We start from the raw sequence: 12,925 nt of genomic DNA, 5'->3' as shown, positions 1-12,925 counted from the left end.
CACCCGAGATCGAAACCCGGTGCGCCCGCACCCACGTCCGACGTCGAGAAATGGCATGCCCCAGGGCTATACGCGCAAGATCGAAATGACCCGTGGCCGTGGCACATACGCCTTCACCGCGCCGACGTGCGCCCCGGAGTGATACATCGATGCCGTAATGCGGCGCGCCCCTGAGACATCCGCCGCCGCCGAAGTCGGGCGTGGCCCTGAGCCATCCGCCGAACGTCGGGATCAGGCAAGTCCCCGAATCGTTGGTCGACATCGAAGCCGTGACGGGAACATTCGCCCGAGATCCGAATGAGCCGTGATCCCGAGGCAAGCGCACGGGATCGAGATGGGCCGTGACCCCGACCCATACGCCGAGATCCAGACATGATGATGGCCCCGGGCCCATGCGCCTGACGACGGATTTAGGCGTGGCCCGAGGCCATACATCGAACTACGAACTACGGGCGGGGCTGTCCCACCCCTGGACGCCCCGGCTGGAAGCCTCCGACACACAAGGTTTCCAGCTGCTTCCACACAAGAGGCCCCCGGAAACGTTCTCCGCGAGAGGCTCCGGGAACGCTCCTACACAAGACCCCAGAAACGCTCCTACACAAGAGGCCCCGGAAGCGCTCCTACACAAGACCCCCGGCCATGTTCTTCGGCCGGGGGTCTTGTGTGCAGCGTCAGCGGCGCGCGGTCCGCTTGGCGGCGGTCCGCTTGGCCGTGGTCTTCTTCGCGGCCGTCTTCTTGGCCGTGGTCTTCTTGGCGGTGGCCTTGGCCGTGGTCTTCTTGGCCGTGGCCTTGGCGGCGGTCTTGCGGGCCGGGGCGGCCTTCTTGGCGGTGGTCTTCTTCGCCGTCGCCTTCTTGGCCGGGGCCTTCTTGGCCGCCTTCTTCGCGGTCGCCGTCTTCTTGGCGGCGGTCTTCTTGGCCGTGGTCTTCTTCGCCGTGGCCTTACGGGTGGTCTTCTTGGCCGTACCCGACACCGGCGCTGCCACACCGCGTTTCACGGCCGGACCGGCCGCCGCGATCTTCTGCTTACCCGCGATGATCGCCTTGAACTGCGCACCCGGGCGGAATGCGGGCACCGAAGTCGGCTTCACCTTCACGGTTTCGCCGGTACGGGGGTTACGCGCCACCCGCGCCGCACGCTTGCGCTGTTCGAAGACACCGAATCCGGTGATGGTGACACTCTGACCCTTGTTCACCGCGCGCACGATCGTGTCGACAATCTGCTCGACTGCCGCAGTGGCCGTGCGCCTGTCAGTGCCCAACTTCTCGGTCAGAACGTCGATCAGTTCCGCCTTGTTCATTGAATCCTCCGCAGACTAATGGCCCGTCGTCGGACCGACTAGGTACCACGGTAAACCTTCATTGGGCAAGAGTCTATGTGCCACGCCAAATTTCATGTGGCGTGGCACACGTGCAGCAATCTCGATTGGTAGCTCTCAGCTAACACCCAGGAGTGTTTACCGCTGCGAAATAGGGCTCGGAATGGTGGTGGGTTTCCATGCTGGCCTTGCCTTTTCGAACTCGGCGATGGCGCCCTCCTGACGGAGGGTCAGGCCGATGTCGTCGAGCCCTTCGAGCAGACGCCACCGGGTGTAGTCGTCAATATCGAAGGGCAACACGATGGTTCCGGCGGTCACAGTGCGGGCCTCGAGGTCCACGATCAATTCCAGACCGGGCTGTTCCTCGAGCAACTTCCAGAGCAATTCGACATCATGTTGTGACATTCGGGCCGCCACCAGCCCGCCCTTGCCCGCGTTACCCCGGAAGATGTCGCCGAACCGGGGCGAGATCACCACCCGGAAGCCGTAGTCCATGAGGGCCCAAACGGCGTGCTCACGTGAGGATCCCGTGCCGAAATCCGGACCGGCGACCAGGACTGACCCCCGGTTGTAGGGCTCGGTGTTCAGAATGAAGGTCGGATCCGAACGCCAGGCCGCGAACAGGCCGTCCTCGAATCCAGTTCGGGTGACGCGCTTCAGATAGACCGCCGGGATGATCTGGTCGGTGTCGACATTGGATGCCCGCAGCGGCACCCCGATCCCCTTGTGCACCTTGAACGGTTCCATGAGTTCTCCTGGTTGGTACGAAAAGTCGCCGCTATGAGTTCAGATCCGCAGGTGAGGACAGGGTTCCGCGCACCGCGGTGGCCGCCGCGACCAGCGGCGAAACCAGGTGTGTGCGGCCACCTTTGCCCTGTCGGCCCTCGAAGTTGCGATTGGAGGTCGAAGCACAGCGCTGACCGGGGGAAAGCTGATCGGGATTCATGCCCAGGCACATCGAGCAGCCCGCCTGCCGCCATTCCGCGCCCGCGGCGGTGAAAATCTCGCCCAGACCCTCGGATTCGGCCTGCGCACGCACCCGCATCGAACCCGGAACGATCAACATCCGCACGTTGTCGGCCACCTTGCGGCCCTTCAGAACCTCGGCCACGGCCCGCAGATCCTCGATGCGGCCATTGGTGCACGAACCCACGAACACGGCGTCGACGGGCACTTCCCGAAGCGGAGTACCGGGCTCCAAATCCATGTACCGCAGGGCCTTCTCGGCGGCCTCACGCTGGGTTTCGTCGACGATATCGGCCGGATTGGGCACCGAGTCGCCCAGCGGCGCACCCTGTCCCGGATTGGTGCCCCAGGTGACGAAGGGGGTCAGCGTGGACGCGTCGATATGCACCTCGGCGTCGAATTCCGCGCCCTCGTCGGTCTTCAGCGCATCCCAGGCCGCCACGGCCGCATCCCAGTCCGCGCCCCGCGGCGCGTGCGGACGGCCCTTCAGGAATTCGTAGGTCACCTCGTCGGGAGCGACCATGCCCGCCCGAGCGCCCGCCTCGATCGACATGTTGCACATGGTCATCCGCGCCTCCATGGACATGGCGCGCACGGCCTCGCCGCGGTACTCGAGCACATAGCCCTGGCCGCCGCCGGTGCCGATCTGCGCGATGACGGCGAGAATCACGTCCTTGCTCGTCACGCCGGTGGGCAGCGCACCGTCGATATTGATCGCCATGGTCTTGAACGGCCGCAGCGACAGCGTCTGCGTGGCCAGCACGTGCTCGACCTCGCTGGTGCCGATGCCCATCGCCAGCGCCCCGAACGCGCCGTGGGTGGACGTGTGCGAATCGCCGCAGACCACGGTTGTACCGGGCTGGGTCAGGCCGAGCTGCGGACCGACCACGTGCACGATGCCCTGCTCGATATCGCCCATCGGGTACAACCGGACCCCGAATTCCTCGCAATTGCGCCGCAGCGTTTCCACCTGGGTGCGGGAAATGGGATCGGCGATCGGCTTATCGATATCGATCGTCGGGACATTGTGGTCCTCGGTGGCGATGGTGAGATCGGGCCGGCGGACCGGACGCCCGGCCGCGCGCAGCCCGTCGAAGGCCTGCGGGCTGGTGACCTCGTGGACCAGGTGCAGGTCGATGTAGATGAGATCGGGCTCGCGGGCCTCTCCCTCCCCCGCGCCGCGGGCGACGACGTGCTGCTCCCAGACCTTCTCCGCCAGAGTGCGTGGCCGGTCGGCCATCCTATCCACCTTTCGGTAGCGATCACCGCGCCGAATGGGCTGACGACACGGTGTGGTTTGCATATCTCACTATGCGAGACGTTAATATCGTTGTATGAGACAGCATAGCGGTATCGGAGTGCTCGACAAAGCCATGTCCGTGCTCTACGCGGTGGCCGAGCAGCCGTGCGGGCTCAACGAGCTGTGCACCCGCACGGGCCTGCCCCGGGCGACCGCGCATCGGCTGGCCGTGGGGCTCGAGGTGCACCGCATGCTGGCCCGCGACAACAACGGCCTGTGGCGGCCCGGTCCGGCGCTGTCCGAGCTCGCGACCACGGCCGAGGATCCGCTGCTGGACGCCGCCGGGGCGGTCCTGCCCAGGCTGCGCGAGATCACCGGCGAGAGCGTGCAGCTCTACCGCCTGGACGGGCATTCACGGGTCTGTGTGGCGGCGCTGGAACCCGCGGCCGGACTGCGCGACACCGTGCCCGTGGGCGCCCGGCTGCCGCTGACCGCGGGATCGGCCGCCAAGGTCCTGCTGGCCTGGGCCGACCCCGAATTACAGCGCAGCGTGCTGATGGACGCGGTCTTCGGCGACCGGGCGCTCACCGAGGTGCGCCGACGCGGCTGGGCGCAGAGCGCGGCCGAGCGAGCGGCCGGTGTGGCCAGCGTGTCCGCGCCCGTGCGCGATTCCACCGGGACCGTGGTGGCCGCGGTCTCGGTCTCGGGTCCGATCGATCGAATGGGCCGTCGTCCGGGCGCGCGATGGGCCGCCGACCTGGTCGCCGCGGCCGATGCGCTGCACAAACGGCTCTGAGCGCCCGCTGGCCGGATTCCGATGTGACGTCGGCCATACGCCGTAAACTACAGTCGGCCCATGGGAGTGAATCAACGCGCGCAGATCGTCATGTCCGATGCGGAGGTCACCGAATTCCTCGAGCGCAGCCGGGTCATGACCTTGGCGACGCTGGGCAGTTCGGGCGTCCCCCACCTGACCGCCATGTGGTACGGCCTGGTGGACGGGCAGATCTGGTTCGAGACCAAGGCCAAGTCCCAGAAGGCGGTCAACATCCGCCGCGACCCCCGGGTCACCGTCCTGGTCGAAGCGGGCGAAACCTACGACCAGCTGCGCGGCCTGTCCATCGAGGGCCACGCCGAGATAGTCGACGACCCCGAGGCCCTGTTCCGAGTCGGCGTGAGCGTCTGGGAGCGCTACACGGGCCCGTACACCGAAGAGGTCCGCCCCTTCGTCGAAACCATGCTCAACAAACGAGTAGCCATCCGCATAATCCCCGACCGAACCCGCAGCTGGGACCACCGCAAAATGGGCATGCCCGAAATCCCCGCAGGCGGCTCCACCTGGCCACCCCAGGCCTGACCGCCTCCCCGACGCTCCCCGCAGGTCGCATCCCACTCACGCGACCTGCGGTTCCACCCCTCCTGGCCCGACGTTCCGGCCCCTCGCGGCCCGGCGTCCCCCTCGCGGCCCGGCGTCCCCCTCGCGGCCCGGCGTCCCCCTCGCGGCCCGGCGTCCCCCTCCCGGCCCGAAGTTCCGCCCTCCCGACCCGGGGTTCCGCCCTCCCGACCCGGGGTTCCGCCCTCCCGACCCGAAGTTCCGCCCTCCCGACCCGAAGTTCCGCCCTCACGGCCCGAAGTTCCGCCCCCTCGCGACCTGCGGTTCCACCACCTCTTGGCCCGCGGCCGCCCTACTTTTCCCGGCCGAAGGCCGGGACCTGGGCGGATACGACGAAGGCCCCCAGCTCGGATGAGCTGAGGGCCTTCGTAAGTAGTCCCGACGGGATTTGAACCCGCGCTACCGCCTTGAGAGGGCGGCGTCCTAGGCCGCTAGACGACGGGACCAGGAGTGGCGCTCCGGAGTGGAGGCCCGGCTAGCTTAACCGGCCGAGACCTCGGCGACCAAATCGCCGGGAGGCTGTTCCACCTCGACCGCGAACCGAAGCGAATCAACACTCACCGCTGGGGTACCAGGACTCGAACCTAGAATGGCTGAACCAGAATCAGCTGTGTTGCCAATTACACCATACCCCAATGACCTGGGCTTTCGTCCCTCGTCCCGGCTGGGACCAGGGCCGCTTTCCGGGCCGGGAAGAAGATTACCTCACCCGGCCCGGATAACTACAAATCGGCTGGTAGAGCGGCTGTTTTCGGCCTCGGAGCGGGTTCAGGCGCCCCGCGCGAGCGCCGCCCGCAGCCGATCCATCGTCACCTCGCGCCCGAGCAGCTCGAGCGATTCGTAGAGCGGCGGGCTGATGTGCGATCCGGTCACCGCGACCCGCACCGGCCCGAACGCCTTGCGCGGTTTGAGGCCCAGATCGTCCACCAGCGCCGTTTTGAGCGCCTCCTCCAATGCGGCCGCCGACCAGTCCGAAACGCCCTCGAGCGCCTTCACGGCCGCCTGCAACACCGGCTCGGCCTCGGGTCCGAGGTTCTTGTCCGCCGCGGCGGGGTCGATCTCGAACTGCTCGGCGGGAATGAACAGGAATCTCAGCAGATCCCAGGCATCGCCCAGTACGACGATCCGGGTTTGTACCAACTCGGCCGCCGCGGCGAAAAGCGCCTCGTCCACTTCAGCGCCGATGTGTCCGTGCTCGGTCAGGTACTCACGCAGCCGGTGGGCAAAATCACCCGAATCGAGCAAACGAATGTGCTCAGCGTTGAGTGCATCCGCCTTCTTCTGGTCAAAACGCGCCGGATTCGAATTCACTTTCGATATGTCGAAGGCCGCAACCATCTCCGCCATGGTGAACACATCGCGATCGTCGGCGAGACTCCAGCCGAGCAACGCCAGGTAATTCAGCAAACCTTCGGGAATGAATCCGCGGTCGCGATGGACGAACAGATTCGACTCCGGATCGCGTTTGGACAACTTCTTGTTGCCCTGCCCCATCACGAACGGAAGATGACCGAACTCGGGCGTGAACTCCGCCACCCCGATCCGCTGCAATGCCTCATACAACGCAATCTGCCGCGGTGTCGAAGACAACAGATCTTCACCACGCAACACATGCGTGATCTTCATCAATGCGTCGTCGACCGGGTTAACCAGCGTGTACAGCGGATCACCGGTACCGCGAGTGAGTGCGAAATCGGGAACGGACCCCACTCGGAAAGTGGTTTCCCCTCGTACCAGATCTGTCCAGGTGATGTCGCGATCGGGCATACGCAACCGGATCACGGCACCGCGACCCTCGGCCTTGTACGCCGCGATCTGCTCCGGCGACAGGTCGCGATCGAAGTTGTCGTAGCCCAGCTTGGGATCCCGGCCGGCGGCGCGGTGCCGGGCCTCGACTTCCTCTGGGGTGGAGAAGGATTCGTAGGCCTCCCCCGCCTCCAGCAACCGGCGCACGATGTCGACGTGCTGATCGCGCCGCTGCGACTGGCGATACGGCCCGTAGGGCCCGCCGACCTCGGGGCCCTCGTCCCAGGTCAGGCCGAGCCAGCGCAGCGCGTCCAGCAGGGCGCGGTAGGAATCCTCGGAATCGCGTGCGGCGTCGGTGTCTTCGATGCGGAAGACGAAGGAGCCGCCGTGGTGCCGGGCGTAGGCCCAGTTGAACAGTGCGGTCCGGATCAGGCCGACATGGGGGGTGCCGGTCGGTGACGGGCAGAATCGGACCCGTACGTCAGTCATGTTCCTTCTCTCGATCAGCGTTTGGCGGCAACGGGATTGGATAGGGTGCCGATGCCCTGGACCGTCACGGACACAGTTTGCCCCTCGGCGACCGGTCCTACACCTTCCGGTGTACCGGTGAGGATGACGTCGCCGGGCAGCAGCGTCATCACCGCGGAGATCCATTCGATCAACTTCGGAATATCGTGCAGCAGAAGCGAAGTCCGGCTGCGCTGACGAACCTCGCCGTCGAGCTCGGTGGTGATCTCGAGGTCGGCGGGATCCAGCTCGGTCTCGATCCACGGACCCAGCGGGCAGAAGGTGTCATAGCCCTTGCCCCGAGTCCACTGACCGTCGTGCCGCTGCTGATCGCGGGCGGTCACGTCATTGGCGACGGTGTAGCCCAGGATCACATCCTTGGCGCGGGCCGCGGGCACATCCTTGCACGGCCGCCCGATCACGACCGCGAGCTCACCTTCGTAGTCGACCTGAGAGGAGCTGGGCGGCAACAGGATCGGGGCGTTCGGCCCGATGATCGCGGTATTGGGCTTGAGGAAGATCACCGGATCCTGCGGCGCCTCACCACCCATCTCGGCGGCGTGCGCGGCGTAGTTCTTGCCGATGCACACCACCTTGCTGGCAAGAATTGGCGCGAGCAGCCGCACGTCGGCCAGCGGCCAACTGCGACCGGTGAACGTCGGCGTGCCGAACGGATGTTCGGCGATCTCGCGGGCAATTGCATCGCGCCCTTCGCGGGTCCCTCCATGGTTACGCGAGCTGCCGCCTCCGGGCCCGTCGCTACGGGCGGCGGCGTCCGATTCGGACCCCTCGATGCTGACGAAAGCGACCCCGTCGGGGCTGGCGATACGACCTAGACGCATGGGTCGCAGTCTATCGACCTGCGCGATTTCAATTTGCGCGGTGGGTGTACCGTGAAGGCGCGTCCAAGATACAGGACGCTGGTCCCATTATTTGAGACAGAGGTGAGACGCATGACCACCGTGACCGACATCAGCGCAACCCGCCGGTGGGTCATGCTCGGCCTCGGCGTCTTCGCGCAGTGCGCCAGCGCCGTCATCGTCAATGGCATGCCGTTCCTGCTGCCCGCCCTGACCGATCGCGGAATGCCTTTGGCCACTGCTGGTCTGCTGGTGGCCATGCCGGCGGTTGGACTGTGCTGCATGCTGATCGCCTGGGGGTACGCGGTCGATCGCATCGGTGAGCGCGCGGTGCTGGTGGCCGGTCCGCTGGTGATGTGCGCGGCGGGCGTGGCGGCGGCCACGGTGACGAATTACGTTGCGCTGGGCGCGTTGCTGTTCCTGGCGGGACTGGGCGCGGCCAGCACCAATGGCGCCAGTGGACGCGTGATCGTCGGTTGGTTCCCGCCCGCACAACGCGGCCTGGCCATGGGAATTCGACAAACCGCACAACCGCTGGGCGTCGCGATCGGCGCGCTGACGATTCCCGCCGTCGCTGCGGCGCACGGGTTTTCCACCGCGATCCTGGTTCCTGCCGTCATGGCCGGACTGGCCGCGTTGAGCTGCGCGGTCGGCATCGTGGATCCGCCGCGCCCCGGCGGCGGCGCGGCCGCCCGGCCCGCCAACCCGTACCGGGGCGACTCCACACTGTGGCGCATTCACGGAGTTTCGGTGCTGCTGGTGATTCCGCAGGCGACGGTGTGGACCTTCGCGCTGCTGTGGCTGCACCGCGATGTCGGGCTGTCGTTGGGTATGGCGGGCGCGTTGGTCACGGCCACGCAGATTTTGGGCGCGGGCGGGCGCATCGGGGCGGGAGTGTGGTCGGATCGGGTCGGCAGCCGGTTGCGGCCGCTGCGGTCGGTGGCCGTGGCGGCGGTGCTGTCGATGACCGGACTGGCCGCGGCCGCGGCGCTGCACTGGTGGTGGGCGGCATTGCCGCTGCTGGTGGCGGCGTCGGTGATCACGGTGGCGGACAACGGTCTTGCCTTCACCGCGGTGGCCGAGATCGCCGGGCCGTATTGGAGCGGACGCGGGCTCGGCATCCAGAACACCGGCCAGAATCTGGCCTCGGCCGCGGTCGCACCCGCCTTCGGCGCGGTGATCACCGCGGCGGGGTTCCCGACCGCCTATCTGATCGCGGCCGTAATCGCCGTGGCCGCAGTCCCTCTCGTACCGACCGATCGCGCTGCTCGCGCCGAGGCTCCGGCGGAACCCCAAGGCGTACTGGACAACTGACCCAGAACGCGCCCGGCAAACGGAGAGCGAGGGTTGCTGGAGGCCCGGCAAAGGTTGCTGGGTGCCCAAGGGACGCAACCTTTTTCACATTGTGTCAGAAGAAATCGGCCATGCGCGAGATCTGATAGATCTTTTGCATATCCCCTATAGAGTGAAGAAGCCGCGCTTCGAAATAGTTTCGGCGGCAAGCAATCCCCCTCCCCCCGTAGCGAACGGCCCCGTGCCCGAACAAGATTCGGACACGGGGCCGGACGCGCGTACTTCAGATCGCGGCGGCGATGCGATCGCCGACCTCGACGGTCGACGCTGCGCCGCCGCGCGCGGCGAGATCCTTGGCAACCGCGGCCTCGACGCGAGCCGCCTCGTCGGACTTGCCGACATGGTTCAGCAGCAGGGCGACCGAGAGGATGGCCGCGGTCGGATCGGCCTTGGACTGTCCCGCGATATCGGGCGCGCTGCCGTGCACGGGTTCGAACATGCTCGGGTTCACGCCCGAGGCATCGATATTGCCGGAGGCCGCCAGGCCGATACCGCCGGAGACGGCCGCGGCCAGATCGGTGATGATGTCGCCGAAGAGATTGTCGGTGACGATGACGTCGAAGCGACCCGGATCGTTGACCATGTGGATGGTCGCGGCATCGATGTGCTGGTAGGCGATTTCGACATCCGGGTACTCGCGGCCGACCTCGTTCACCGTGCGCTGCCACAGCGATCCGGCGAAGGCGAGCACATTGGTCTTGTGCACCAGCGTCAGATGCTTGCGGCGCTGCTGTGCCTTGTCGAAGGCGTAGCGCACCACGCGCTCGATACCGAACCGGGTGTTGGTGCTGACCTCGGTCGCCACCTCGTGCGGCGTCTCCACGCGGATCGCGCCGCCGGTCCCTGTGTACGGACCCTCGGTCCCCTCGCGCACGACCACGAAGTCGATATCCGGCGCACCCGACAGCGGACTGGTCACGCCCGGATACAGCCTGGACGGCCGCAGATTCACATGATGATCGAGCGCGAACCGCGTGCGCAACAACAACCCTCGCTCGAGCAGCCCGCTCGGCACCGACGGATCTCCGATCGCGCCCAGCAGAATCGCGTCGTGCTGCCTCAACTCCGGCAGCACCGACTCCGGCAGCACCTCACCGGTCGCGTGATACCGCTTGGCGCCAAGGTCGTAGTGCGTCTTCTCCACACCCGGCATCACCACATCGAGCACCTTCAATGCCTCGGCGATGACCTCGGGCCCGATCCCATCCCCTGGGATGACAGCAAGCTTCATCTCACCAAACTCCGTTCCCTATCACCGACCGAAGACATACAGCTCCAAGGCCCAACCACAGACCCCGCCACGATATCCGGTCCCTCACCCACATCCCACACCAGGGCATTCACCTCCCGAATACTGAGACCCGCCACTCGCTGCGCTCGTGGCGGGCAATTGGGGGGAAGCTTCGCGGTGGGTAATGGAAACCCTCGTGGTGGGCAACGGAAACCCTCAAGGTGGGTGCCGGACACCCTCGCACTGGGTGCCGAAACCTCGTGGTGGGCGACGGAAACCTGCGTGCTGATGTCGGAAACCCTCGCGGCGGGCAACGGACACCCTCGTACTGGTGCCGGAAACCCTCGCGGCGGGCGACCGAAACCCTCGCGGTGGGTCACGGAAACCCTCGCGGCGGGTAACGCAAACCGTCGTGGTGGCTATGGGAAATCCTCGGAGCGAGCAGGGAAGTCGCGGTCGCTGGCGGTGAATCTCGCCGGGCGATAGGCCTTACCGGTCGCGGGCTGCGTGGAGGTCGTGCTCATGGCCAAGGCGGTGGTCCCGGGACTCGGGAGACTGCGAGCGGCCCGACCCTTTCCCTGTTGTTCCGGCCCCCAGGCCGGAACAACAGGGCTCGCACCGTCCGTACGAAACGTCAGTTCAGGTCCACCAGGGTTACCTTCGCCGCGCCCACGGCCTCGGCGATGGCCTGTTGGACGTCGGTGGGGACTTCCTTGTTGACGCGGAGGATGACGGTTGCGCCGTCGGAGTCCACGTCCTGGCTGAGCTGGGCGGCCTGGATGTCGATTTCGGCCTCGCCGAGCTTGGTGCCGATCTTGCCCAGTGCGCCGGGGCGGTCGTCGTAGTTCAGGACGGCCAGGTTGAGGCCCTCGGCGCGCATGTCGTAGTTGCGGCCGTTGATATTGACGATCTTCTGGACCTGCTGGGGCTCGGTGAGCGTGCCAGCGACATTGAGGGTGCGGCCGTCGCCGAAGACCGCGCGCAGGTCGACCAGGCTGCGGTGGCTCGGGCTCTCCGAGACCGTGGAGACGGTGACCTCGACGCCGCGATCCTTGGCCAGCGTCGGCGCGTTCACGAAGGTGACCTGATCCTCGACCAGTGCCGAGAAGATCCCGCGCTCGGCCGAAAGCTCCAGCACCGCAACATCTTCCGAGGACAGCTCGCCACGGACCTGCACCTCGACACTGACCGGCAGCTCACTGGCCAGCGCGCCCAGCAGCGCACCCTGCTTACGCACGATCTCGAGCCACGGCGCGACCTCCTCGCCCACCGAGCCACCGGCCACGTTCACCGCACCCGGCACGAATTCGCCTGCGAGCGCGAGCAATACGGACTTGGCGACATCGGTGCCCGCGCGATCCTGCGCCTCGGAGGTGGACGCGCCCAGATGCGGGGTCACCACGACCTGCGGCAGCTCGAACAGCGGACTGTCGGTGCACGGCTCGGTCTCGAACACATCGATACCCGCGGCCCGCACATGGCCCGACTTGATGGCATCGGCCAGCGCGGCCTCATCGATCAGCCCACCGCGCGCGGCATTGACGATGACGACGCCCTTCTTGGTGAGCGCCAACTTCTCCTTGCTCAGCAGCCCCTTGGTCTCCGGCGTCTTGGGCAGGTGCACCGAGATGAGATCGGCGCGCTGCAGCAGCTCGTCCAACGACAGCAGCTCGATACCCAGCTGCGCGGCACGGGCAGGCGATACGTAGGGGTCGTAGGCGACGATCTTGGTCTCGAACGCGGCCAGTCGCGCCGCGAACAGCTGACCGATCCGGCCCAGTCCGATCACACCGACGGTCTTGCCGAAGATCTCCACACCGTTGAACTTGCTGCGCTGCCAGGTATGTTCGCGCAAAGTGGCGTCGGCGGCCGGAATCTGACGCGCGGCCGACAGCAGCAGCGTCACGGCATGCTCGGCGGCGGTGTGGATATTGGAGGTCGGCGCGTTCACGACCATGACACCGCGCTCGGTGGCCGCGGGCACATCGACATTGTCGAGGCCGACACCGGCGCGAGCGACGATCTTCAGATTCTTACCGGCCTCGAGCACCTCGGCATCGACGGTGGTCGCGGAGCGCACGAGCAGCGCATCCGCCTCGGGCACGGCGGCGAGCAGCTCGGGTCGGTTGGGGCCGTCGACCCAGCGAACCTCGACACCGTCACCGAGCGCGTCGACGGTCGACTGGGCGAGCTTGTCGGCGATCAGAACTACAGGACGGCCATTCTGGCTCACGGTAAGGCACTCCTGAGGAAGAGTTCGGCAATTACGGCCGCCAGCTTAATGGTCGGCATTCCCGCGCTACCTACCCCCTG

At 66.6% G+C, this 12,925-nt stretch carries 10 protein-coding genes and 2 tRNA genes; 3 read left to right on the top strand and 9 right to left on the bottom strand.

The annotated features are described in order from the left end of the window. Positions 1 to 671: 671 nt before the first annotated feature. The 3 genes from NP4_RS03825 to leuC all read right to left on the bottom strand — a co-directional run bounded on the left by NP4_RS03825 (position 672) and on the right by leuC (position 3,522). Positions 672 to 1,298, bottom strand: a complete 627-nt coding sequence (locus NP4_RS03825; protein ID WP_062506833.1) for an HU family DNA-binding protein — start codon at positions 1,296 to 1,298, stop codon at positions 672 to 674. Positions 1,299 to 1,454: 156 nt separating this feature from the next. Then, the gene (gene leuD / locus NP4_RS03820; RefSeq protein WP_062506835.1) at positions 1,455 to 2,063 is read right to left on the bottom strand and encodes a 3-isopropylmalate dehydratase small subunit; all 609 of its coding nucleotides are present in this window, start codon (positions 2,061 to 2,063) and stop codon (positions 1,455 to 1,457) included. A 31-nt stretch (positions 2,064 to 2,094) separates the two neighbouring features. After that, positions 2,095 to 3,522: a 3-isopropylmalate dehydratase large subunit gene (gene leuC, locus NP4_RS03815; RefSeq protein WP_174556089.1), complete on the bottom strand. Its 1,428-nt coding sequence runs from the start codon at positions 3,520 to 3,522 to the stop codon at positions 2,095 to 2,097. Between the two features lie 94 nt (positions 3,523 to 3,616). On the opposite strand from leuC, the gene NP4_RS03810 reads away from it, so the two are divergent. Continuing rightward, positions 3,617 to 4,318, top strand: coding sequence for an IclR family transcriptional regulator (locus tag NP4_RS03810; protein ID WP_067991732.1), 702 nt, complete (start codon positions 3,617 to 3,619; stop codon positions 4,316 to 4,318). Between the two features lie 60 nt (positions 4,319 to 4,378). Further along, positions 4,379 to 4,879 carry a pyridoxamine 5'-phosphate oxidase family protein gene (locus NP4_RS03805; RefSeq protein ID WP_067991729.1) on the top strand — a complete coding sequence of 167 codons (501 nt, stop codon included), beginning with the start codon at positions 4,379 to 4,381 and terminating at the stop codon, positions 4,877 to 4,879. 409 nt (positions 4,880 to 5,288) lie between these two features. Here the strand turns inward: NP4_RS03805 and NP4_RS03800 are convergent. The 4 genes from NP4_RS03800 to NP4_RS03785 form a co-directional block, all read right to left on the bottom strand. Beyond that, a tRNA-Glu gene (locus NP4_RS03800) sits at positions 5,289 to 5,361 on the bottom strand. A gap of 117 nt (positions 5,362 to 5,478) precedes the next feature. Next, positions 5,479 to 5,550: transfer RNA gene (locus NP4_RS03795), tRNA-Gln, on the bottom strand. Between the two features lie 133 nt (positions 5,551 to 5,683). Next, on the bottom strand, positions 5,684 to 7,150 hold the full coding sequence (gltX, locus tag NP4_RS03790) for a glutamate--tRNA ligase (protein ID WP_067991725.1): 1,467 nt from the start codon (positions 7,148 to 7,150) through the stop codon (positions 5,684 to 5,686). Between the two features lie 14 nt (positions 7,151 to 7,164). Continuing rightward, positions 7,165 to 8,010, bottom strand: a complete 846-nt coding sequence (locus tag NP4_RS03785) for a fumarylacetoacetate hydrolase family protein (protein WP_067991722.1) — start codon at positions 8,008 to 8,010, stop codon at positions 7,165 to 7,167. A gap of 111 nt (positions 8,011 to 8,121) precedes the next feature. On the opposite strand from NP4_RS03785, the gene NP4_RS03780 reads away from it, so the two are divergent. Then, positions 8,122 to 9,342 (top strand): MFS transporter, encoded by a 1,221-nt coding sequence (locus tag NP4_RS03780; protein WP_067991719.1) that lies wholly within the window; start codon positions 8,122 to 8,124, stop codon positions 9,340 to 9,342. A gap of 262 nt (positions 9,343 to 9,604) precedes the next feature. Here the strand turns inward: NP4_RS03780 and NP4_RS03775 are convergent, their stop codons facing one another. Together NP4_RS03775 and serA are read right to left on the bottom strand one after the other, a co-directional pair. Further along, a complete protein-coding gene (locus NP4_RS03775) occupies positions 9,605 to 10,612 on the bottom strand; it encodes a 3-isopropylmalate dehydrogenase (RefSeq protein WP_067991716.1) in 1,008 nt (335 codons plus the stop codon). 634 nt (positions 10,613 to 11,246) lie between these two features. Beyond that, positions 11,247 to 12,845, bottom strand: coding sequence for a phosphoglycerate dehydrogenase (gene serA, locus NP4_RS03770; protein ID WP_067991712.1), 1,599 nt, complete (start codon positions 12,843 to 12,845; stop codon positions 11,247 to 11,249). Positions 12,846 to 12,925 lie beyond the last annotated feature (80 nt).

Source organism: Nocardia pseudobrasiliensis NBRC 108224, assembly GCF_001613105.1.
Classification (GTDB): Bacteria; Actinomycetota; Actinomycetes; order Mycobacteriales; family Mycobacteriaceae; genus Nocardia; species Nocardia pseudobrasiliensis.
Note: the sequence above shows the minus strand (reverse complement) of the source record. Positions and strands in the feature narration are given on the sequence as shown.

Bases quoted from the DNA above. Each gene is read 5' to 3' on its own strand.
- NP4_RS03780 (WP_067991719.1), top strand. From the start codon at position 8,122: ATGACCACCGTGACCGACATCAGCGCAACCCGCCGGTGGGTCATGCTC.
- NP4_RS03810 (WP_067991732.1), top strand. From the start codon at position 3,617: ATGAGACAGCATAGCGGTATCGGAGTGCTCGACAAAGCCATGTCCGTG.
- leuC (WP_174556089.1), bottom strand. From the start codon at position 3,522: ATGGCCGACCGGCCACGCACTCTGGCGGAGAAGGTCTGGGAGCAGCAC.
- NP4_RS03825 (WP_062506833.1), bottom strand. From the start codon at position 1,298: ATGAACAAGGCGGAACTGATCGACGTTCTGACCGAGAAGTTGGGCACT.
- NP4_RS03785 (WP_067991722.1), bottom strand. From the start codon at position 8,010: ATGCGTCTAGGTCGTATCGCCAGCCCCGACGGGGTCGCTTTCGTCAGC.
- NP4_RS03805 (WP_067991729.1), top strand. From the start codon at position 4,379: ATGGGAGTGAATCAACGCGCGCAGATCGTCATGTCCGATGCGGAGGTC.
- leuD (WP_062506835.1), bottom strand. From the start codon at position 2,063: ATGGAACCGTTCAAGGTGCACAAGGGGATCGGGGTGCCGCTGCGGGCA.
- NP4_RS03775 (WP_067991716.1), bottom strand. From the start codon at position 10,612: ATGAAGCTTGCTGTCATCCCAGGGGATGGGATCGGGCCCGAGGTCATC.
- gltX (WP_067991725.1), bottom strand. From the start codon at position 7,150: ATGACTGACGTACGGGTCCGATTCTGCCCGTCACCGACCGGCACCCCC.